General features: G+C 39.7%; 20 protein-coding genes and 7 tRNA genes. 5 read left to right on the forward strand and 22 right to left on the reverse strand.

Features of this window, described 5'->3' with window-relative positions:
- Positions 1-32: 32 nt before the first annotated feature.
- From rpmG to ACJROX_RS19010, 4 genes are all read right to left on the reverse strand, one after another.
- Positions 33-182, reverse strand: a complete 150-nt coding sequence (gene rpmG, locus ACJROX_RS18995) for a 50S ribosomal protein L33 (RefSeq protein WP_221565576.1) — start codon at positions 180-182, stop codon at positions 33-35.
- A gap of 186 nt (positions 183-368) precedes the next feature.
- Complete coding sequence (locus ACJROX_RS19000) at positions 369-2,780, reverse strand: sugar phosphate nucleotidyltransferase (RefSeq protein WP_408006772.1); 2,412 nt, start codon at positions 2,778-2,780, stop codon at positions 369-371.
- A gap of 1 nt (position 2,781) precedes the next feature.
- Entirely contained in the window at positions 2,782-5,565 is a 2,784-nt protein-coding gene (locus ACJROX_RS19005; protein WP_408006773.1) for a 1,4-alpha-glucan branching protein domain-containing protein, read from the reverse strand.
- 11 nt (positions 5,566-5,576) lie between these two features.
- Positions 5,577-6,224 (reverse strand): DUF4912 domain-containing protein, encoded by a 648-nt coding sequence (locus ACJROX_RS19010; protein ID WP_408006774.1) that lies wholly within the window; start codon positions 6,222-6,224, stop codon positions 5,577-5,579.
- 328 nt (positions 6,225-6,552) lie between these two features.
- Here ACJROX_RS19010 and ACJROX_RS19015 point away from each other — a divergent pair, with 328 nt between their 5' ends.
- Complete coding sequence (locus tag ACJROX_RS19015; RefSeq protein ID WP_236311347.1) at positions 6,553-6,756, forward strand: hypothetical protein; 204 nt, start codon at positions 6,553-6,555, stop codon at positions 6,754-6,756.
- 1 nt (position 6,757) lies between these two features.
- Positions 6,758-7,243, forward strand: coding sequence for a hypothetical protein (locus ACJROX_RS19020; protein ID WP_408006775.1), 486 nt, complete (start codon positions 6,758-6,760; stop codon positions 7,241-7,243).
- A gap of 52 nt (positions 7,244-7,295) precedes the next feature.
- Here the strand turns inward: ACJROX_RS19020 and phoU are convergent, their stop codons facing one another.
- The 7 genes from phoU to ACJROX_RS19055 all read right to left on the reverse strand — a co-directional run bounded on the left by phoU (position 7,296) and on the right by ACJROX_RS19055 (position 15,424).
- A complete protein-coding gene (gene phoU, locus ACJROX_RS19025) occupies positions 7,296-7,955 on the reverse strand; it encodes a phosphate signaling complex protein PhoU (RefSeq protein WP_408006776.1) in 660 nt (219 codons plus the stop codon).
- A gap of 13 nt (positions 7,956-7,968) precedes the next feature.
- Positions 7,969-8,805, reverse strand: coding sequence for a phosphate ABC transporter ATP-binding protein PstB (pstB, locus tag ACJROX_RS19030; RefSeq protein WP_408006777.1), 837 nt, complete (start codon positions 8,803-8,805; stop codon positions 7,969-7,971).
- A 17-nt stretch (positions 8,806-8,822) separates the two neighbouring features.
- Complete coding sequence (gene pstA / locus ACJROX_RS19035) at positions 8,823-9,707, reverse strand: phosphate ABC transporter permease PstA (protein ID WP_408006778.1); 885 nt, start codon at positions 9,705-9,707, stop codon at positions 8,823-8,825.
- A 2-nt stretch (positions 9,708-9,709) separates the two neighbouring features.
- Positions 9,710-10,615 (reverse strand): phosphate ABC transporter permease subunit PstC, encoded by a 906-nt coding sequence (pstC, locus tag ACJROX_RS19040; RefSeq protein WP_408011707.1) that lies wholly within the window; start codon positions 10,613-10,615, stop codon positions 9,710-9,712.
- 157 nt (positions 10,616-10,772) lie between these two features.
- A complete protein-coding gene (locus tag ACJROX_RS19045; protein ID WP_408006779.1) occupies positions 10,773-11,732 on the reverse strand; it encodes a PstS family phosphate ABC transporter substrate-binding protein in 960 nt (319 codons plus the stop codon).
- A 286-nt stretch (positions 11,733-12,018) separates the two neighbouring features.
- On the reverse strand, positions 12,019-14,058 hold the full coding sequence (locus tag ACJROX_RS19050) for a peptidoglycan D,D-transpeptidase FtsI family protein (protein WP_408006780.1): 2,040 nt from the start codon (positions 14,056-14,058) through the stop codon (positions 12,019-12,021).
- A gap of 103 nt (positions 14,059-14,161) precedes the next feature.
- Positions 14,162-15,424, reverse strand: coding sequence for an MFS transporter (locus ACJROX_RS19055; protein ID WP_408006781.1), 1,263 nt, complete (start codon positions 15,422-15,424; stop codon positions 14,162-14,164).
- Positions 15,425-15,493: 69 nt separating this feature from the next.
- On the opposite strand from ACJROX_RS19055, the gene ACJROX_RS19060 reads away from it, so the two are divergent.
- A complete protein-coding gene (locus ACJROX_RS19060) occupies positions 15,494-15,880 on the forward strand; it encodes a hypothetical protein (protein ID WP_408006782.1) in 387 nt (128 codons plus the stop codon).
- Positions 15,881-16,080: 200 nt separating this feature from the next.
- Here ACJROX_RS19060 and ACJROX_RS19065 read toward each other — a convergent pair whose 3' ends face one another.
- The 10 genes from ACJROX_RS19065 to ACJROX_RS19110 form a co-directional block, all read right to left on the reverse strand.
- On the reverse strand, positions 16,081-16,692 hold the full coding sequence (locus tag ACJROX_RS19065; RefSeq protein WP_408006783.1) for a superoxide dismutase: 612 nt from the start codon (positions 16,690-16,692) through the stop codon (positions 16,081-16,083).
- Between the two features lie 236 nt (positions 16,693-16,928).
- Positions 16,929-17,004: transfer RNA gene (locus ACJROX_RS19070), tRNA-Phe, on the reverse strand.
- Between the two features lie 84 nt (positions 17,005-17,088).
- Positions 17,089-17,165, reverse strand: a tRNA-Met gene (locus tag ACJROX_RS19075).
- A 25-nt stretch (positions 17,166-17,190) separates the two neighbouring features.
- Positions 17,191-17,283 (reverse strand) — tRNA-Ser (locus tag ACJROX_RS19080).
- Positions 17,284-17,293: 10 nt separating this feature from the next.
- Positions 17,294-17,370 (reverse strand) — tRNA-Ile (locus tag ACJROX_RS19085).
- Between the two features lie 28 nt (positions 17,371-17,398).
- Positions 17,399-17,474 (reverse strand) — tRNA-His (locus ACJROX_RS19090).
- Positions 17,475-17,490: 16 nt separating this feature from the next.
- Positions 17,491-17,567, reverse strand: a tRNA-Met gene (locus tag ACJROX_RS19095).
- Between the two features lies 1 nt (position 17,568).
- Positions 17,569-17,643 (reverse strand) — tRNA-Asn (locus ACJROX_RS19100).
- Between the two features lie 135 nt (positions 17,644-17,778).
- Complete coding sequence (locus ACJROX_RS19105) at positions 17,779-18,261, reverse strand: DUF456 domain-containing protein (RefSeq protein WP_408006784.1); 483 nt, start codon at positions 18,259-18,261, stop codon at positions 17,779-17,781.
- 1 nt (position 18,262) lies between these two features.
- A complete protein-coding gene (locus ACJROX_RS19110) occupies positions 18,263-19,894 on the reverse strand; it encodes a Na/Pi cotransporter family protein (protein WP_408006785.1) in 1,632 nt (543 codons plus the stop codon).
- Between the two features lie 211 nt (positions 19,895-20,105).
- Between ACJROX_RS19110 and ACJROX_RS19115 the strand changes: the two genes are divergently transcribed.
- Positions 20,106-20,885 carry a DUF1189 domain-containing protein gene (locus ACJROX_RS19115; protein ID WP_408006786.1) on the forward strand — a complete coding sequence of 260 codons (780 nt, stop codon included), beginning with the start codon at positions 20,106-20,108 and terminating at the stop codon, positions 20,883-20,885.
- 54 nt (positions 20,886-20,939) lie between these two features.
- Here ACJROX_RS19115 and ACJROX_RS19120 read toward each other — a convergent pair whose 3' ends face one another.
- Complete coding sequence (locus ACJROX_RS19120; RefSeq protein ID WP_408006787.1) at positions 20,940-21,806, reverse strand: DUF1002 domain-containing protein; 867 nt, start codon at positions 21,804-21,806, stop codon at positions 20,940-20,942.
- A 282-nt stretch (positions 21,807-22,088) separates the two neighbouring features.
- On the opposite strand from ACJROX_RS19120, the gene ACJROX_RS19125 reads away from it, so the two are divergent.
- The gene (locus ACJROX_RS19125; protein ID WP_408006788.1) at positions 22,089-22,412 is read left to right on the forward strand and encodes a hypothetical protein; all 324 of its coding nucleotides are present in this window, start codon (positions 22,089-22,091) and stop codon (positions 22,410-22,412) included.
- Positions 22,413-22,437 lie beyond the last annotated feature (25 nt).

A 22,437-nucleotide genomic window follows, 5' to 3' on the forward strand; every position in this document is an offset into this window, starting at 1 on the left:
ATATAGAAAAAACAGCAGGAATTCCTGCTGTTTTACTTAGTTTCACGATGTAAAGTGTGACGCTTCAATCGTGGGCTGTATTTCTTAAGCTCCATACGATCTGGATTTGTACGTTTGTTTTTAGAAGTGATGTAGTTACGGTCACCAGTTTCTGTGCAAGCTAATGTTACTTGTACGCGCATTTCGTTTCCCTCCAAACTATCTTCAATGTTCCAAGCGTATGAAACGATCATCCCAAAAAGATGACCGATCGCTTTAAATGTTTAATTTAAATACTAATTGACACCTTAAGTATCATATCAAAATTTTTCAAAACAATCAAGACGTAATGAAAGGGAATCCCCACACCATATAGGTTGTTGACAAGATTACATCTGTTGGAAAGTCTTTATTTTATGGATGAAAGATTCGGATGTTCTTCGCGCAAACTCTATATCTGGTGCTTGGGAATATACCGTGAATGTCGGATCTACGATGTCTGGAAGTATTAGGGTCCAACCACCATTCGGGTGATAAACTTTAATTCCATCTACAAGATCTGTCATCTGATCGCGAGTTTCTTCCATCAACCTTCGCATAACTCTACCTTTTACTCTTGATGGACATTCCACCTGTTCACAGATCAACTGGATATTAGGAAGCATTTTGACAAGCTGGGATAAAGGCTTCTGTTGGTTTGCCATCATATTCAGTATAGAAGTGAGAGCCAGGATTGCATCATATTGGACATTCAATACCGTCCCTCCAATTTTCATGATGGAACGCGCATCAGCCTTCGTACGGACTAATTTGCCACGCAGGGAATCAGCTAAGTGATCGAGCTCAGATGACCCGTAAACCGGGATGGCATATTCGTCAAACTTTAACTCCCCTAACGATAAGAGAACATAAAGTGAGAGCATTTGATCATCACTTAGCCACTCACCCTCCTCTGTCAATAGTTTCAGATTTTCTCCTGTTTCATCAATCCATACCCCAATATGCGCATCTGTAACATCTAATACACCATGCATCTGGGCTGCAGTCGTATTCATTGGTATTGAAACAATTTGACACTTCAGGTGCTCCAACACTCTTGATACAGCGGATTCACGTGATTTGGATGCTATATTCGTCACAATCCTGAACTCACATGCTTGAATATTCGATTGGTTGATTCTTTTAAATATAGCCTTTTCATAATCTTCGTTTTTCCCATAGACCGATTCACGTTTACCAATCCGGTCATAAGGTGAGCGGCGATAATCTTCCTGCCAAAATGCGTTTTCTATTTTTCTTTCAAAATCTGTGGAAACCGGGTATCCCTCTTCGTCATAAAATTCGATGACCGCATGTTGATGATTTTGAAAATTACCGAATCGTATGAATACTCCCCCTGCCCATTCTTCTTGTTCAACCGAATACCTTAGAACGGGGCTTAACGTAGGTGAAAGATGGACAGTGTGTATGCCAGAAGAGTGCAATCCCTGTTCAAATGATTGTAAAATCAATTGCGAGAATGGATGATTATCAGATGCGATCCCCAACTTTTTGCCCTGCATGAGGCAAGCTCCATATGCTGAAGCTACTCTAGCCGCAAAATCAGGCGTGATTTCGATGTTTGCAATACCTCTGATGCTTCTATTAGTGAATATGGACCTTGAAATTCTTTTACCCCAGATTAAAGAAGTATGAATGGTTGAGTTATCGATAATCTCTTTTTTCGGCCACACTTTGACTTCAGGTTTGACGATAACTTTTTTACCGATTTGGACTTGATTTCCAATCACACTATGTTCGTACATACTCGTTCCTTCATCAATAAATGTCCCGTTTGCAATAGTCGAGCCCCTTAATTCTGTATTTGCACCGACATATACGTCATTCCATAAGATCGATCGTTTCAAGGATGCGTTAGAAGAAATGATACTATGGGAACCGATTACGGTATAAGGATAGATTTTCGCATTTTGACGGACTGTCGTCCCGCTTCCGATATAGGCAGGTGTTTTAATCGATGCATGGTGCTCGATCACCACATTCTCCCCGATCCGAAGGCCTGGAAGGACTTCCTTGCCTGGAAGAGGCAGATTGATCTGTCCATCCAAGAAGTCCTCATGGCTTTTACGGTATTGACTCAGACTTCCTATGTCCGACCAATACCCCTCTGCCGGATATCCGTATAACGGCTTTTGCTCTTTCATCAATAACGGAAACAGATCTTTACTGAAATCCGTAGGCACTCCAGTGGTCAAGTAATTGAAAACTTCCGGTTCAAGAACATAGATACCTGTGTTGACTGTATCACTGAAAACTTCATTCCAACTTGGCTTTTCAAAGAATCTTATGATCCGCTGATCTTTATCGGTCATGATGACGCCGTATTCAAGTGGATTTTCAACCTGTTTCATGAAAATCGTTACGAGTGCTTCTTTTTCTTGATGGAAATCGATCCCCGTCTGCAAATCGAAATCAGTAAGGGCATCACCGCTTATAACGATGAATCGCTCGTCAAGAAAGCTTTCAGCGTTTTTTATACTTCCAGCTGTACCCAGTGGTGACGTCTCCTCGAAATAATGGAGATCAACCCCAAAACGGCTTCCATCACCAAAATACTGTTTGATATGTTCAGGTAAATATTGAACAGTCACTGCAATTTCAGTAATTCCATATTTCTTAAGAAGTTCGATGGTATACTCCATTACGGGTTTTTCAAGGATCGGTACCATCGGTTTTGGTAAATTGCATGTTAATGGACGTAATCGAGTTCCTTTACCGCCTGCCATAATGACTGCCTTCAATTCACTTCACTCCTGCCATTGTCGGTTTCTTTTTGTAACTGTTTAAGACTTCAACAGTTTTTGTGGAGATTTCTTTCCAGCTGTACTTCGTATGAACATCCTCTCGAGCTTGTTTGCTGATACGAGTTGCCAGTTCTGGATCTTTATATAGACGAATGATTTGATCCCGGATGCTTTGAGGATTTCCAGGATACACTTTCAATCCATTCTCCTCGTGATCGATGATATCGCCTAACCCTCCTGTGTCACTGACGATGACGGGTGTATCAGCTGCCATCCCTTCTAACGCGACTATACCGAACGGTTCATAGTGGCTAGGGAAAATGACTGCATCTGATTCGTGCAAATAATGGTTCCGTTCCTCATCGGATACAAAACCGACAAAAAACACTTGATCTTCCAAACCTTTATGTCTTGCCATATGACGGTATTCTTCAAGCATCGGTCCTTTCCCAGCGATGATGAATTTAATGTCAGGGTAATCATTTTTCAATAAGGCTGATGCTTCAATAAGTGTTTGAAAACCTTTTTCCGGCACCATCCTCCCAAGTGAAAAAACATGAAAACACGATCGCCCTCCAAAATTCTTTTTCCAATCTGCAGATTGCTTTTCCGTTTCAATCAAATCACTCTCTACTCCATTCGGAATGATCGTGATTTTGTCTCTCGGAATATGGAAGACTTCCATTAACTCTCGTTTCATATATGCGCTGCAAACAATGATATGCTTCGACTCGTACATTAATTCCCATTCTTTATGATGAATCGCCGCTTGCCTATCATTATGAATACCCTTATTCCTTCCGTATTCCGTTGCGTGGATCGTCGAATGAAGCGGGATTTGCAACTGGTGTTTCAACCCTTTGGCAGCGACACTTACGATCCAATCATGAGCATGGATGCAATCGAATGTAATTTGTGCCCCTAATTGTAATCCAAGTTCAGACATAGCTAAATTCAAGCTGCCTGCCCAATGATAAAAATCGTCATGATGAGGCTGAGCCCCTCTAACACGGTAAACATAAACACCTTGATTGATTTCATATTCCGGATAGCCATCAACCGCACAAGTAATGACGTATACTTGATGTCCTTGCTTGGCAAGCGACCTCGATAAATCGAAAACATGTCTGGACAATCCGCCAACGACCATTGGAGGGAACTCCCAGGACAACATCAAAATGTTGAGTTTATCATCGTTCGATTTAACAATTGGTTTGGAAAGAATATATTCATCGTGCGGTGAGGAATATATCGAAGCCTTCTGCCAATGGAAAAATGGATACCTTTCTTCATGTTCCTGCACAATACTCTCAAATACCTGTTTTTCGTTCAGTTCTTTCACAAGTTGATTGAATACAGATATATGCTCTTTCAATCTGTAATCGGCATATTCAGAGGCGCTTTGCTGATCCATAATGAATGTCCAGTCACTGCTCGTAGCCAGAAGCCATTCTCGATTCAATTGATCCAAAGCCCTCTGTGTAAGTGGATCAGGATTCTTATGGATCGTCATTTGTTTTATGAGTTCATGCTCCATTGCGTGAAGATGTCTGTAAATCCAGGCATTGGATTTATTCAACCAGACCTCACCGTAACCATTTCTTCCCCATGTCGAGAAGCACGTATGATGGGTCTGCAATTCTTGGTAATGACGAATGATGAATTCTTTAGGCGTTATCCATGGTATATTTGTTTTTTCAGACTTCACCAACGTTTGAAGCCATTCAGGCCCTTCAAACCACCAATGTCCAAACAGTTCAGCATCAAAAGCTGCAAGAGTCACGCTAGCTGAGCCAGTGTTACACTCTTTTATACTTTCGCAGACAGTATCGATGAAGTCTTTAGAATGTTGTTCTGCTTTTCTAAGTGCATTTTCTCTGACATATATTTCTTTAGCTTCCGTATCTCCAGTTATGCGGTAATATTTTAATCCTGTATCCACCCTGATTCCATCAGGATGGATATGAGGAGCAATATAGTCATGATCTCGGTCATACCCGACGTCCCGATAAAATTCACGGTAATCATAATCTCCTGGGTAACCCGTGGTGGCATCCCACACCTTTTTAGATGTATTCACACACCTAGGGAATAAAACGATTCCATGAGGCGAGAATACGGGTGTGTTTGGTCGTGGTGATTCTGGATCAAGCTTTCTGATCGTATCCTCGTCCACAAATACATAACGGACCCCTTCTTCATATAGCACCTTATCGACACCAGGAGAAAAGGCACATTCCGGCAGCCAGAAGCCATCCGGTTTAAAACCAAAATGATGCTCAAAGCAATTCAAGCCATATTGGATTTGTGATCGAATTCCTTGTTCGGTTTGAATATAAGGAAGGATGGCGTGTGTAGCAGATGAGGTGATGCCCTCTACTTTATTTTCAATCATGAAATATCGGTAAGCTGAAATGAGATCGCAGTTCCATTCAAGAAAAGTCTCTTTGATTTTCTTGAAACGTTCTATGTAAAATTCTACGACACTGATTTCTTCAGGCTTTGTAACATAGTCCCTTTCTTTCAACAAAAGCTCTTGAGTATTTCGAATATGGGCCAAATACCGTTCCTGAAACGTTTTGTTGGCAAGCATCTCCAGTAATGGAGGTGAAAGCGAGAGGGTATACTTCACTTCTGATGAACATGATTCCAACCCCCATAGGAGAGGAATATAGCTTTCAGAAACTGCTTCAAATAACCATCTTTCCTCAAGACGATCCGGTTCTCTATGTAAAACGAAAGGTAAATGGGCATGTAATACCAATGAAAAATAACTGTTCAAGTCGATTCGCCTCACTTTAATAAACTGTAAATCGAGTAGGTTGAGAATTGTTCATACCACTCAGGAGACTTTTGGTCACCTGACTTCCACCTGTTCACACCCTCACTGTGTCTCATAGAACCTCCTTCAGTCCGCGGTGTTTCTACTGGATCAGATCGTAATACTGTAAAGAATTCACTAGAATCAGGCTGTATTCCGAAATCAATGATAAACGTTCGATTCTCTTCCAAATCGTTGATGAACCAGTTGTCGGTCATTTCCGGTAAGCAGATATCGAAATACAAGTGACAGTTATGACCATTGAAATGTAAATCACTGATATCATAAACTCTCAATTTTTTATTCAAATCCGACCACGACTTCGTGAAATGATGAGCAACCATATTGCGGGTAATAGCTTTCAAATCCCAGTAAGCATAGATGGTGTGGGGACCTTGTGGTAAAAGTACAATGCGATCCAGTTCGTAAGAGGAAGGGATGTTTCTTGGAGAAAGAACACTGGTTACTTGAACCCGAGCCTTTTTGAATGAAGATTTTTGATCAAGTTTTTGTAATTTCCGAAGCCGGTATTGGATTTTCCCGACCGTGCTGTCCATTTCTTCAGCGATTTGTTTGATTGTAAGTCCTCTTTTCTTCAGTGCTAAAATCTCTTCAACCATGATTGCCTCCTATGACAGCAATTTTAATAGTTTTCAACATCGTATCACCGCTTGAAAACCGCATCAATAAACGTAAAATGTAGAAAATTGCGGTTCCTATGTATATCAATTTAAAAGGGGTTTTATTTTATTTTTGTAAACGTATGCAATACATAAAACGCTATTTTCTCCTTTGTTTTTCTCTCGGTTTGACTAAAAAGGTGAGATAATCGGTGGAAATTGTCGAATTTTAATAGGAATTTAGTATTAGATTTAGTAAAAAAGCTACCTCCTCGACAAAGTCTGTGATATAAAAGTATGTGAGATCATTTTTTATAGGGGGAGCAAGATGGAATTCACAATATTGGCACTATTGGTTGCTGGAATAGTCTTAATCGTTCTATCGTTTTTTAAACAGAATCGGACTCAACAAATCGAGACTCAACTTGAAAACGTATCGATTCAATTGATGAAGGAACTTTATCAAATCAATAAGAAGATCAAAGTTTTAGAAGAAGAAATGATGATCACAGACAGAAGAGAGATTAAATAGCATGAAGAACAGTGGTTTAAGGGGTTTTGGTGCGGGACTGATCGTTGCATCTGGCATCCTGGCACTTGTACATTTCCAAGGAACAGGCAATTTGGATTCCGAAGCCAAGGCAGAATCAGCTGAAGAAATTACATATGAAGAAGTAAACAAATTTCTTGAAAAAGAAGGTCTTGTAGCGATCGACCAGGGAAAACTGGATCAGCTGGAAGGTAATCAAAATACTGAAGATGAAAATACAACAGAAGAAGCTCCAGCAGAAGAAACTGAGAAAGAGCCCGTTGTCACAACAACTGTGGTGATTTCGAAAGGAACGTCTACTGGGCAGGTTATAGAGTATTTAGAGAGTGAAAAAATCATAAAAAGCAGTGATGGGCTGTTAAATTATCTCCGTTCCAACAACTTGGAAAATAAAGTGAGATTCGGAAATTATGAAGTGAACAGCAAGATGACAATAGCTGAAATCGCAAAGGTCATTACTTCACCATAATAAAAGGGACTGTCCCCTAAGCTTTAGACACTCAGGGGACAGTCCCTTTTTCTTATTCATTTAAATCATAATGTTTACCTTTTACGAGATACACGATGCTTTCGGCGATATTCGTTGCATGGTCTGCAGTACGTTCAATATAACGGCAGATGAAGCTTAGCTGGATGATCTGGTTTGTTGAATCTGGGTATTCCTTCAACTTTCCGAGAATTTCTTGAATCAATTGACCATACTTCTCATCAACATAGTCATCTTTATCGGCCATATTTTTTGCCAAAACGATATCTTCCTCTTTATAAGCTTCAATAGCCTCTGTTAGCATTGACTTCGCAGTCTCAGCTAAATCAGGGATGTCCTCTAAAGGTTTGATCAATGGTTCATTTCCGATACGGATAACGGATTTTGCGATATTTACAGCAAAGTCTGCAATCCGTTCAACATCAGAAGAAATTTTGATCGATACGATGATACGGCGAAGGTCACTTGCAACAGGTGCCTGCTTCGCGATTAGAAGAATCGCCTTATCATTGATTTCTTCTTCAAGATCATTGATACGGTAATCATTATCGATAATACGCAAGGCTTTGTCGATATCTTGATTTTTCAGAGCATCAATTGCTTCCTCCAACGCGTTCTCTGCCAGTTGCCCTAATTCAACCAACATTTCTCTTAATTCGTCCAGTTGAGTTTGAAAACTTTCCCTAACAACCATTCAAAACACTCCCCTATCCGAAACGACCTGTGATATAGTCTTCGGTTCTTTTATCCTCTGGATTAGAAAACAATGTATCTGTATCTGAGAATTCTACAACTTCACCGTTTAAGAAGAAAGCAGTCTTGTCGGAAATCCTTGCTGCTTGCTGCATGTTATGAGTAACGATGACAATACTGTAATCTTTCTTCAACTCTTGTACCAATTCCTCTACTTTCAAAGTTGAAATCGGGTCTAGGGCAGATGTAGGTTCGTCCATCAAGATGACATCCGGTTCAATCGCAAGGCAACGTGCAATACAGATACGTTGTTGTTGTCCGCCAGAAAGACCATATGCATTTTCATTCAAACGATCTTTTACTTCATCCCAAATCGCAGCTCCCCGTAAGCTTTTTTCTACAATTTGATCAAGAACTTTCTTGTTACGGATGCCATGGATACGTGGGCCATAAGCGATATTATCGTAAATGGATTTCGGGAAGGGGTTGGGTTTCTGGAAAACCATACCAACTTGGGTCCGTAATTCTTCCACACGATATTTGGGTTCAAAGATATTCTTTTCACGATATTTGATGGCACCGGATATCTTTACGATTGGTACCATTTCAACCATGCGGTTCAATGTTTTTATAAAAGTCGACTTACCACAGCCTGAAGGTCCGATGATTGCAGTCACTTCATTTTCAGGTATGGAAAGGTTAATTTCTTTTAATGCATGATCTTCACCATACCAAAGATTTAGATCTTTTGTTTCAAATACATTTTTTTTATTCATATGAGTAGCGTTGGTGGAATTATTCTTTTCTGGTTTTCGAGTGTTCTTCTTTTCTTTTACAGTAAGAGTAGTCATTTATAATACCTCCGCATTTATAATCTTCTTTGAAATTTATTCCGGATGATGATTGCTAACGAATTCATTAAGAATAGAAGCATCAGTAAAACGACAATTGCTCCTGCAGCTAAGTTCGCATATTCTTTCGTTAGAGCAGAGTCTATTGTCCAATAGTAGATCTGCAGCGGCATTACAGTGAATTTATCAAAAATACTATCCGGAAAAGGAATTAGCAACGCTGGGATTCCTAAAACAACTAGTGGAGCTGTTTCTCCTATGGCACGAGATAGAGATAAGATTACTCCAGTTAGAATTCCCGGTATTGATGCAGGTAAAACAACATTTTTTACCGTTTGCCACTTCGTAGCACCCATACCATAAGAAGCTTCTCTTAAATATTGAGGTACAGCCCGGATAGATTCTTGACTAGCTACCACCACAATCGGAAGAACTAGCAGGGACATCGTCAATCCACCAGCCAACACTACATTCCCTAAATCAAAGCCTTTTATAAACACAGTGAGACCTAATAAACCGAAGACGATGGAAGGAACACCAGCCAGGTTGGCAATATTGGTTTGGATAAGTGACTGAATGCGCCCTTTTTTGGCATACTCTTCTAGATAAATCGCCGTTCCCACCCCAAGAAACATGGTCAACGGGGCAACGACTAACATTAACCAGAAAGATCCTAACAGAGGCCCCATCACCCCGGCATTTTCGGCAAAGGTAGATAATTTACCAGTCAGGAATTGTAGATCGATCCATCCGATACCCTGTGAAAACACACGATAGATCAATACAACTAGCACAATCAATCCAAACATCGTCGATAAAAAGAATAAAGACTTGGCTAATTTATTGGTAGTAAGACGTAAATTCATCCTTTTTTGAACTTGATTCGCATCAACATATTTCATAATCAATATTCCTCCCTGAACCTACGAGAAATATACTGCGCAATTAAGTTCATAATTAAAGTGAATACAAATAACGTCATTGCAACAGCATATAAACTGTAGTAAAGAGTAGATCCTGCTGGTGCTTCTCCGCCGGTAACTTCAACGATATAAGCAGTCATCGTCTGCATCGATTGAGTAACGTCGAACGTAAAGTTTTTTGAACTTCCACTCGCGATCGTCACTATCATCGTCTCCCCAATTGCGCGCGAAATGGCGAGGACAAACGAGGCAACGATACCCGAGATCGCAGCAGGAATGACAATTTTCCAAGTAACCTCTAACCTGGTAGCTCCAAGCGCTAACGCACCTTGCCTCATTTCTGAGGGCACTGAACTCATTGCGTCCTCAGAAAGTGATGCTACCATCGGAATGATCATTACTCCCATGACAATACCAGGGCTAAGAATATTGGTTGGTTCCAATCCGGGTATGATAGACCGCAATATAGGTGTAACAAAGGTAAATGCGAAGAAACCATATACGATTGTTGGAATACCTGCAAGTATTTCTAATAAAGGTTTTAACGTTCTTCTTACCTTATCAGAAGCATATTCACTTAAAAATACAGCTGTCATCAGACCGATTGGTATCGCTACAATCATGGCAATGAGCGTAGAAATAAGGGTACCGGTTAATAACGGTAATACACCAAACTGTGCATCTGCACCTAAAGGCTTAAGTTTCGTTCCAGTAAAGAAATCAAGAAATGGGACTTCCTTGAAAAAAGCGATTGTCTCGACTAATAAGGTAGATAAAATACCAATTGTAGTAAGAATGGATATGATTGCAATTGCTAATAATATTTTCGGAACAATCTTCTCCCATATTCTTGTAAAGCTCATTGACTTTCTGTTCTCTTGGATCATTTCGTTTATATTCAATTTCTTTTCCAATTTAGGACCCCTCTCACTCTAGACATTCTATATATTAGGGAATTTCAAAGTTTACATATAAAAACAAGCCAAGAAGATGAGAAGTACAACGACCCCTCATCCTCTACTATCTTCCAATTAAGTGAATGCTTTATTTTTGTAATCCTTTTAGCTCATCAACTGTTTTCTTGTATTCTTCATCACTTAATGGGGCAAATCCAGTTTCCTTAGCAACTTCACCAGCATTTTCCATACCGTAGATAGCAAAGTCTAATACTTGTGGTTTTTCTTTCGCCTTGTCTTCGTTCAAGTATGTGAATACTGGTCGAGTGAATGGACCATATTCGCCATCTTCCTTGATTGTTTCGATTGAAGGTTCAACTGGTCCATTACCAAAGTCGATTTTTACTGCTTTCAATTTATCACTGTTACTTTCGTAGTAACCATAACCAAAGTATGCTATCGCATTTTTATCTTTTGAAACCATGTCTACAAGAGTTGAGTATTCTTGTTGAAGACTAACATCCTCTCTTATAGGTTGCTCTTCTAGAATCGTTTCGTAGAAGAATTCATAAGTTCCATGGTTTTCATTTGGGCCATAAGCCTTAATTGGTTCATCAGGGAAGTCTGAACGTACATCAGACCATTTCTTTTTATTTCCGCTAGCAAGGAAAATGTCAATTACTTCTTCTTGCGTTAGGTCGTCAATCCAATCATTCTCTTTGTTCACTACAATCGTGATTCCATCTAATGCAAGCTTTAATTCTTTATAGTTGATGCCAAGCTCTTCAGCTTTCGCTTTTTCTTCATCTTTGATTTGACGTGAAGCATTACTAAGATCTGTACCATCTTCAGTTAAAAACTTTTTGAACCCAGCACTTGAACCCGCACGTCCTACTTCAACAGAGACGTTTTCTTGTTCATTTACCATGTAATTCTCAGCTAATTTCGCCATCAATGGATATACTGTTCCGGATCCATCCACAACAACACTACCTTCAAGTTCTTCACCGCCATTAGCAGATCCGCTTTCGTCATTTCCACATGCTGTCGCAACGATTAGTAAAGCTGCCAGCATAATGAAGAATGTGCTTCTTTTAAAAGCTTTCATTTTTGAAATCCCCCTGTTTTGTATTGGTTAGTGGAGGCATTTATGAGAAAAGTATGACTCTCTTAACCTCCCTTGGGCGAACGCCCTACATTGCCTATAGTATCTTCTGCCTATTAAGCATATATAAATGGAATGTTAAGGTTTTGTAAAGATGTGTCGGAAAGTGTCTACATTCCATTCAGAGCAAATAAAAAAGATCACTCTTTGCATCCTAAATCATCATCCTCCAAGATTTTTCTCAGAAGAAACGAAGCTTCAGATAATGCAGAGCAATCTTTCTTGATTATTATTGTTCTTGAATTTTTTCGGAAGGCTTTTCATCAATGATATTTTTCTTATGGCCTTCTTTTTTAATATCAAAATAAGCATCCAGGATTCCGCGGCCGATCTTATTGTTGATACCACCTTCTTCAGCATAAGGGCTAACAACGATAAAAGCGACTTCAGGGTTATCATGTGGCGCATAACCGACTAGTGAAAGCAGGTAAGAATCACCATCATATTGGGCTGTACCTGTTTTACCAGCAGCTTCGTATCCTTCAATATTTTTAAAGTAAGAGCTGGCAGTTCCTTTAGTCGTATTCATGACCATATAAAGCCCTTTTTGAACCCTTTCAATCCATTCTTGCTTCATATCAACACGGTTTAATATATTCGGTTGGAATTCATAGATCGTATCGCCCTGCTCATCAGCGCTTACATCCGGTTTCTTAATTTCCTTTAACAAATGAGGTTGCATACGATAGCCACCATTGGCAATTGTCGAGATATATTGGATCATTTGCATCGGGGTATACGTATCAAACTGTCCAATCCCCATATCCATCAAGTTTCCAAGTGCCTGAGATCCTCCGTTATAACCATCATCTTCATATGGTAGATCAATCCCTGTAGGAACCCCTAAACCGAATTGATTAAAGTAGTATCGCATCGTCTCAAAAGCTTCCTCACGATTATTGAAACCTCTTTTGTTCTCATAATCATAACCAGCAATCCTCATTGCAATCCGGAACATGTATACGTTGGAAGATTGCTGCAAGGCTTCTAGATCGCTCACATAACCCATATTTCGATAGGATTTTTTGATCGGTGTGCCTGGTAATTTCAGGGGTGTATCATATAATACTGTGCCAGGTTCTATTACACCCGTCTGATACCCTGTCAAAACGGTAGCTCCTTTTACTGTAGAACCCATCGGATATTGATTGTAAACATTTCCAAACGGGGCATCCTTGAATTTACCATCTTCTAAAACCTTACCTACCATAGAGTAGATTTCACCCGTATGAGGATTTGCCATGACAACGTAAGAACTGTTTAATTTATTGTTGGCTGAATATTTTTGGCGAGCATCCAAGATTTCACGTTCCACAATCTCTTCGACTCTCTTTTGAAGTTCCATATCGATGGTGAGAATGATATCATGACCTCTTGAGCCCTGATCCTCTATAGGCTTTCCAATTGGATTTCCAGATTTATCAGTAACATAGTTAATTTTCGTTTTGGATCCTCGAAGGACGGATTCATATTGTTCCTCAAGAAAGCTGGTCCCTACTAAGTCGTTACGGTCATGCCCCTCTAATACATAGCCGTCGATCAATTCACTTGGAATTTGACCTACCTTCCCAAAGATCGATTTAAGAGTCCCGTCAAACGGATATGTTCTTTGGGCATCCGGTTTTATATCGATCGTTCCATCGAACTCCTCAAGATGCTCACTGATCACAGCGATTTCCTTTTGGGGCACATCTACTTTTACTCGCTGTGGAGTAAGGGAATAGCCTCTGATCATCTCACGCCAAATTGCCGCAATTTCCTCATCTTCCTCTGAAAGGTTCAGTTGATCTACTTCGAGGCGATCGATGACGAGGAGATATTGCTCTTTATCATCAAGGTCTTCCATTTCTTTTCTCGTCAAAAGCTTTTCATAAATTTTGCGCTGGTCTGCTTTATAAGATAAATAAAAGTCTTTCTTATCCCTTTCTGTAAGCTCATCTGTGCCCTTTTCAATATATCCCGATAATTTTTTAGCTATTTCATATATTTCATCTGGCTTCATATTATTCGTACGTGTAAATGTGATCGAAAACACCGGTTCGTTATCCACTACTACTCGGCCATATCGATCGTACATTTTCCCGCGTGGCGCATCCAATTTTGCAGTAACATTCTCTTGGCGTTCTGCTTCTGCTTTGAAAGAATCACCATGGACGATCTGAACTACACCTAATCTTAAAATCAGAGTCGTAAACAATAAAAAAACCGCTAAAAACAATATATTCAAGCGAAAAGGAACGTGGCTTCTCTTTTTCTTCTTCGCCTCCATATCCTCTCTCCTTTATGTAAAATAGACACCTGAATAGGTGCCTTTATATGACAATAAACGCCATTATATTGTAACGCAGTTATATATTAAAAAAAAGAATAACTTATACATTTGATCCATTTTCGTTTGATAGTACGACTGGTTCTTCTGGAATTGGGTTCAAATTGATTTTTCGGACACATAAATAGATGAGTGAATGGCCTATTCCGATGATTGGAATTAGATATGGTATGCTTTTTTGTTCATCAAATAATGTAATTGCGATGATAAACATTACAATTGAAGTAATTCGTCCATAGTTGAGATATAGTTCCCGCACGACAATATACTCGATACGCATTTCTTTAGCGTTCCAGCTTCGTCCTATGACATCGTACGTCAATGACACATAAGGTACCAGCAGTATAGGATAAGCGATGGATATGATCACCCCATATGTCAGCAGCTTTGCAAATGTCAATTCGAAGATGATCAAAGCTAAAGCGGCATATAATATGATTCCCCCGACTAATATAGCCTTTTTCCTGTAAGAGGTCTTAATATAGCGGGTAGCAATGTAATACGCTAGAAAAGATACAGCAGAGTTGATCAAACCGTAGGTCCCCAACGCCAACTCACTATTTGTAGTGATGAAGACCCATACGACAATCACAAATACGAAAGTGCCTTCACGTAAACCTTGAAAGAAATGAGCATATAAGATCCTGTTCCAGTTTGGATTCACTTTACGCTCTTTTATGATTCTCACAAAAGAATAAATCCCTTTCGCGGTCCGGCGATTAAGCATGAAACTCATGATTACAGCTACAAAAAACAGCCCTAACGATATCGCAAAAATGGTTTTATAACCGATCATCTTATCCATCCGAGTAATGATCCAACCGGCTAGAAAAGGGCCGACCATCCCTGCAAAAGAAGTAAGAAGTCCAAGAAATCCATTAAAAAAATCTCTCGTATCAGGCTCTGTGATTTCGAATGTGAGAACATTGAACGCAAGCCAATAAAACCCCATTCCAATCCCAAGCAATCCTCCAAGAAGGATGAGAAAATCCTCTGCCCTGGCACCGAGCAACAAGACGGTTAAGTAAAATATCGATAAACTGATGACACCTAATCGCAGTACAATGACTCGATCGATCCGTTTAGCTAACCGTCCAGCAAATATAAATGTAATGGGTTGGAAGATCACAATGGATAAATTGTATATTGCTATATCAATGAATTCACCCGATTGTTTCCATAGAAAAACATTGACGAATGTATTCGATAAAGCAATGCTTAATGCGTATAAACCACCGATAATCAAAAGAAACATCAAATCTTTTGTTATCTCAATATTGCCGATCATTTTTTGTAATGCCTTCATAAGAACGACTCCCCTTTGCTCACAACCCTAGTTTTCCTTAAACCGACTACGTTATTCTCAATTAAGTATTTGTATAAAGTGGGAAAATGGTGTGTAAATACAACTGGCTATGGTGAAAATGTGAAAAAAGGAGTGATGATCATATACGAATTTCTCATTTATGCTTCAAGAGATTGTTCTCGGCCAGACAAACAGCATATGATTCAGGAAATAGTGATGAAATACGCTGGAGAGAAAAATTGTGATTGTTCCGAACACCTAGCAGGGAGGGAAGTGGTCTACCGGGTCGCCAATGAAACGGTTACTGTTTTTAACAACGGCGTCCAGTATGTACTCACCTCAGATGAAGATTTCAAAGATGGGAATGGATTGTTGGATAATGTCATTGAAGGGTGTTTGAAGGAAAATCATTGGATCAAGTTAGTGCACTTGTCGGGTGTTCTGTTGAAAAATTAGAGGACATCTGTTCCTATAACTGGGTAAAAAGCTGCTGATTTTCAATGTCTAAGTAAATAAGGTCTCTGGTGTCCTCTATTTTTTTAAAAACATGAAGTTTCCTAACAAATAAGGTCTCTAGTGTCCGTTAACGGTTTACTGTGATACAAAAAGAACACCCCGCCTGCAGTACAGGTCGGGGTGTATTTTTCTGCTAAAATTTACTTAGCTTCCTGGTAACGCTTTTCAACTTCATCCCAGTTGACAACATTCCAGAATGCCGCAATGTAGTCTGGACGACGATTTTGATAATTAAGGTAGTAAGCGTGCTCCCAAACATCAAGTCCTAGGATTGGTGTTTTACCATCCATTAATGGAGTGTCTTGGTTTGGTGTGCTTGTTACTTCAAGCTCACCGTTGTTAACGACCAGCCATGCCCAGCCTGATCCAAAACGGCCAGTTGCTGCACCAGCAAACTCGTCTTGGAACTTTTCAAAGCTTCCAAATTTTGAATTGATCGCATCCGCTACTTCACCTGTAGGATTTCCTCCACCATTCGGGCTTAAAAGTTGCCAGAACAATGTGTGGTTGGCGTGTCCTCCACCATTATTACGTACAGCTGTACGGATGTTTTCAGGAACAGCGTCTAAGTTGCTGACAAGTGCATCAATCCCATTGTCTTGTAGGTCTGCATGTCCTTCAAGTGCATCATTTAGCTTTGTTACGTACGTGTTGTGGTGTTTACCATGGTGGATTTTCATTGTTTCTTCGTCGATGTGCGGTTCTAGAGCATTGAACTCATATGGTAGTGCAGGTAGTTCATGTTTTGCCAATTGAATCTCCTCCTTTAAATAGTATGTAGTTCAAAGCACGAAAACTGTGCCTTTACATCTAACAATATCAAATTTACCCTGGGGTTTCAATTTTAAAACACTGTAGATTCTTTACTTTAAGGTATAGAAGGTATAGACATTCAACTTACTACATTAAAATAATGCTCAGATTCATCCTGAGCATTTTCAGATGAAAACAAAAAAACTTCTTTAATCAAGAAGTTTACGTAAATAAATGGTGGCTCGAGACGGAATCGAACCGCCGACACGAGGATTTTCAGTCCTCTGCTCTACCGACTGAGCTATCGAGCCAATATGTAATTGGTTGCACCTCTTCAGGTACTCCATATGTTCATTGAAAGGACGATTATTCGACGTAGTACAATGAACTTAAATTGGTTGCGGGGATAGGATTTGAACCTACGACCTTCGGGTTATGAGCCCGACGAGCTACCAGACTGCTCCACCCCGCGACGATAATATGATATAAAATAAAAATGGAGGAGGTAGAGGGATTCGAACCCCCGCGGGCTGTTACACCCCTGGCGGTTTTCAAGACCGCTCCCTTCAGCCAGACTTGGGTATACCTCCATATGGTGAGTGGTGGACCCTGTAGGACTCGAACCTACGACCAATCGGTTATGAGCCGACTGCTCTGACCAACTGAGCTAAGGGTCCATGATTATGTACTTGTATATAGGGTTGATGGGGCGGCTGATGGGAATTGAACCCACGAATGCCGGAACCACAATCCGGTGCGTTAACCACTTCGCCACAACCGCCATGCGATTATTAAGTTGGTAGCGGCGGAGGGAATCGAACCCCCGACCTCACGGGTATGAACCGTACGCTCTAGCCAGCTGAGCTACACCGCCATGGCTCCACAGGCAGGACTCGAACCTGCGACCGATCGGTTAACAGCCGATAGCTCTACCACTGAGCTACTGTGGAATAAAATAAATTTAACGACAAGATTTAGAATAACACTTTTTGTGTTAGATGTCAATGTTTTTTCTCATCTTTCGACAAAAGTAAAACAGGGACAAGAAATAATATATCATGTTTTGCCCCTACATGCAATAAGTATTACAAGACTTTTACTAAGAAATAAATGACCATTCCACTTTGGATGATGAACTTTACTGCACTTCCTCCAATAAAACCTAACAAAGATCCTATACCTACTCGGACAGCCTGTTTCAAGTCACCTTTTTGGTGGATCCACTCTCCTACAATCGCACCAACAAAAGGACCGATCAGGATTCCGATGATTGGAATAATAAAAGGGCCAACAATAATACCGATCGTACTTCCCCATATTGCATGTTTACTTCCACCCCTCTTTTTCACACCGAAGTAATTACTTGCATAATCGGTGGCATATAAAAGAAGGATGAGAATTCCTTGAATGATCCAAAACCAAATACTTAAAGGGGTAAAACTGAACAGCCATCCATAGACAAGAAAACCTGCGATAAGAAAAAGAGAAGCCGGTAAAACCGGATAAATAAGTCCAATGAATGACAGGACAAATAATGATCCGATTACCAGCCAAGCAATAATTGTCATATTACTCTTCTTCTCCTAAAACATATTCCGCGATATTTACAGCGTGGTCCCCAATACGCTCAAGGTTACTGATTATATCGACGAATACGATTCCAGCAGCCCCACTGCATTTTCCTTCATTTAAGCGGAGGATGTGTTGTTTGCGTAGGGTTCTCTCCATTTTATCAATCGCGTCTTCCATTTTAACAACCTTACGAGCTTTTTCTTTATCGTCATTTTCTATTGCGTGAAATGCTTCATCAATCGTTGACATGGTCAACTGGAACATTTCCTCTAGATCGGCTTTCGCCTTTTCTGAAATGATGACTTTGTGTGTCAATTGATAATCCACTAATTCAACGATATTTTCCATGTGGTCTCCTATACGTTCAATGTCACGCACAGAGTCCATCAAAATCGAGTGTTGTTCAGAATCATGAGCAGACAACGTGTAAGATGACAGTTTTACTAGATAATCTGTTATACGTTGGTCCAAATTGTTGATTGCTTCTTCATATTGATACGCTTTTTCAGCGTTCTTTTTATTATTTGTATCTAGATATTCGAATGATTCTGTTAAGGCATTCTTTGCATATTCCGCCATTCGCATGACTTCCAGTTTAGCTTGTCCTAACGCAACTGCCGGTGAACGCTCTAGGAATATTGGATCAAGATGTTTCGCTTTATATTCAATTACTCCATCGTCGCCAGGGATGATTTTCGTAACAATATATGCGAGGGTACCTATGAACCATACTTGAATTAACGTGTTCGCCACATTAAACGATCCATGGGCAAAAGCAATTTGCATTTTCGGTTCTAACCCTAACCAAGTAGTAAGAAAATCGACATACGCTCTGAATGGAACGAGTAATAACAAGAAAATAGTTGTTCCGATCAGGTTGAAGATAACATGAGTCAATGCTGCCCTTCTTGCTGCGACACTCGCTCCGATAGCTGCAAGAACTGCCGTAATCGTCGTCCCGATGTTGTCACCGAATAAGACAGGTAAAGCTGCATCGAGAGTCAGGGATCCTTGTGAATACAATTCTTGAAGTATCCCGATCGTTGCACTTGAACTTTGAACGATGACTGTAAACAAAGTCCCGATTACAACTCCTAACAACCCGTGTTCACTCATATTTACAGTCAAGTCTTGGAATGCTTGAAGACTACGTAAAGGCTTCATTCCGTCACCCATCAGCTCGAGACCATAAAACAGGGCACCAAAACCGAACAGGATTTGTCCGATATGTTTAGCTTTTTTGGAATTAAAGAAGAAAATCATTAAGGTACCTGCTGCAATGATCGGTAATGCATATGCTCCAATATCAATACCGATGATAAAGGCAGTTACGGTAGTACCGATATTGGCACCCATGATAACCCCAATTGCTTGTCGCAGGGTCATGAATCCTGCGTTAACAAGACCAACTGTCAATACCGTGGTACCAGAACTTGATTGAATCAAGATTGTCACGATAATTCCAGCAAGAACACCCATGAATGGGTTCGATGTAAATCGATCAAGAATATCTCTTAAACGATCGCCTGCAGTGTTTTGAAGTCCTTCTCCCATATACTTGATTCCGAACAAGAAGATACCAAGTCCACCTATAAATTCAAATATCAGTTTCTGAATATCTAAATCCAAGTTTTTCAACTCCTACGCATTTATTCGACAGAATTTGCCCCATTCATTATTAACTAACTTCATTTTGTTTGTAAAGGCTTTTAATGTTATTTAATTTTTTTGTAAATTAATTCAACCCATGATGGCATTTTATCCCTTAATCGCATTTTTTATCTTGTCCGTTCAATATAGTAAAGATACAATGATTTTAGATACTTAAAGGGGGTTACCAATGAACATTTTCAAACAGTTTGTTATGAGCTTGTACTCTCCGAAAACCATAGCCATGGTCCGATTCCAAAAAATAGGCAAGACAATCGGTTATGTTTTCGTTATGATGTTGATTGCTTTTATCTTCGTAGGAACGAATATCGCATTGTCCATCACGAATGCGATCAATGAATTTGATCAAGCACTTAAAGACGACATCCCGAATTTTCAATTCCAAAATGGAGAATTGAAATCGGATATTTCTGAACCGATCATTCGTCAGGATGGGAACCAAACGATCATATTTGATACGACTGGAACGATTACTCGAGATGACTTGGATCAATACTCGGATGTCATTGCAATTTTGGAAGATCGGTTAATCATTGTAACAGCCGGAAGTGCAGATACGTTTGATTATGGAATGATGCAGGATGTAAGTTTCCAAAAGAGTGATATTGTCAATTTCTTGAACTCAGCTAATACTTTATTACCCTTAATCATCAGTGTCATAATCCTTATTTCGTATATTTTCATGACTGCGCTTAAATTCATCGGGATTACGGTCCTTGCATTGATTGGATTGATCCTTAAAAATACGATGAAGCGTAAGTTATCATACGGACAATTGTGGATTCTCTCTGCTTATTCAGTTACATTGCCAACAATATTTTTTGCAATTACAGAATCTTTAAGCATCATCATCCCTGGTCAATTTTTACTTTATTGGGCAGTAGCGATATTTTTCTTGTCACAGGTCATCAAGTTTGTACCGCTTCCAAAGCCTAAAGAAACAGAATGATTTTGCAGACACAAATCAAGAGGATGACGATAGCGTCATCCTCTTGATCAATCATTATTTGAAAAGGTTTTTCAATGCTTCGATCAATGAGATCAAGAAATCGAGAATTGTTCGAATGAATCCTTGTGTTTCTTCCTTATTCAAAAATTCACTCAAGTTGTTCCGAACATTTTCAAGGTTACTTTTCACTTGATCCCAATCAATGTTCAATTCTTTCATTCGATTGAACAGGGAAACTAGCCCATTGAGTTCTTCATCTGTCAATTGGATGCCGACATCCTCTGCAACACGTTGGATTAATGCCCGAAGGTCTTCTTCAGTCTCAACAGGGTTTTCAGCTAATTCTTCCTTGATTTTAGTCATCAGTTCAGTCGCTTTCTCAGCACCAACACGATCACCAAGCTTAACTGTTTTAACCATTTCTTCATTGGCGACTTGCTTCTTCTCTTCAGGAATTTCAACATCTGCTTTGACTTCATATGCTTTTAAGATACCTGTAAGTCCAGCTGTACCTGAAACCTCAAAAGGAGCCGTGACATAAATATCAGCATCGGTTACACCAGCGGTCGTCAGGGCGTTCGCATACATTTCTTCGGTTACCCAATTGATATTGTTCGTTTCGACATTCAATCCCGAATCTTTTTCACCGATTGTAATTTTAGTAGAAGAAATTGCTTTTGAACCGATTTGTGCTTTGGATATATATTCACCTAAATATTGATGTTCTTCCTCATTCGTTACCGTAATTGTTTCAACATCTGCCGGAACGTCCATTTCTTCTAGTAAATCTTGTTTTTGACTATCCGTTAAATCTTCCCCCAAAGTGACAATGACATCACCAGGCGCTGCATCAGCTAAAGCAACTCCTGGAACCATACAAGCTACTAAGATCATGATAGCAATCCATTTTTTGAACCTCATATTTTCTCTCCTTTGATTGAAAGAATTCCTTATACCATACGTTTTTTATTTGTTTTTCTGTAGGTACTGTTGATATTTTACAATGCACACCTCCGCATGGCTATATTTATTTATCAGGATGCCTTAATGATAATAGACGCTTCAAAGAGAGAATCGTTTCAAGCGATTTTGATAAAAATTGGCATAAACTTTGTCTTTATATGAATAGTAGAGTGGGACTGGCATATACATTTACTAGAGGGATTAATAGATTTGTTTTCTGATCCAAGGGAGGGTATGATTATGAAGAAATTCATCATCACATGTGTGGTCATTCTATTTCTTTATAGCGCCTATTTTGATTTGAAAGTCGGTACTTTGCCGACAGAAGCTAAAAATGACATGCAAGTTCAGGTGGCAAATTCTGTACCAACAGAAGAGGTAGCTTTTAAGGAAGTCCAGGTCCAACCAGGAGAGACGGTTTTGAGCATTCTTGAACAAATCCATCATGGAAGCCTTCCAGTTTCGATAGAAAAAGCAGTTGCTGAATTCGAACGGTTGAACCAGAATACTTCCGCTCATTCGATCCAGGCAAATGAGACGTATCGCTTCCCGCTGTTTCAATAAAAACACATTTCCTTGCCAAAACCTT

It is taken from the genome of Pseudalkalibacillus sp. A8 (assembly GCF_045920555.1).
GTDB lineage: Bacteria > Bacillota > Bacilli > Bacillales > Fictibacillaceae > Pseudalkalibacillus.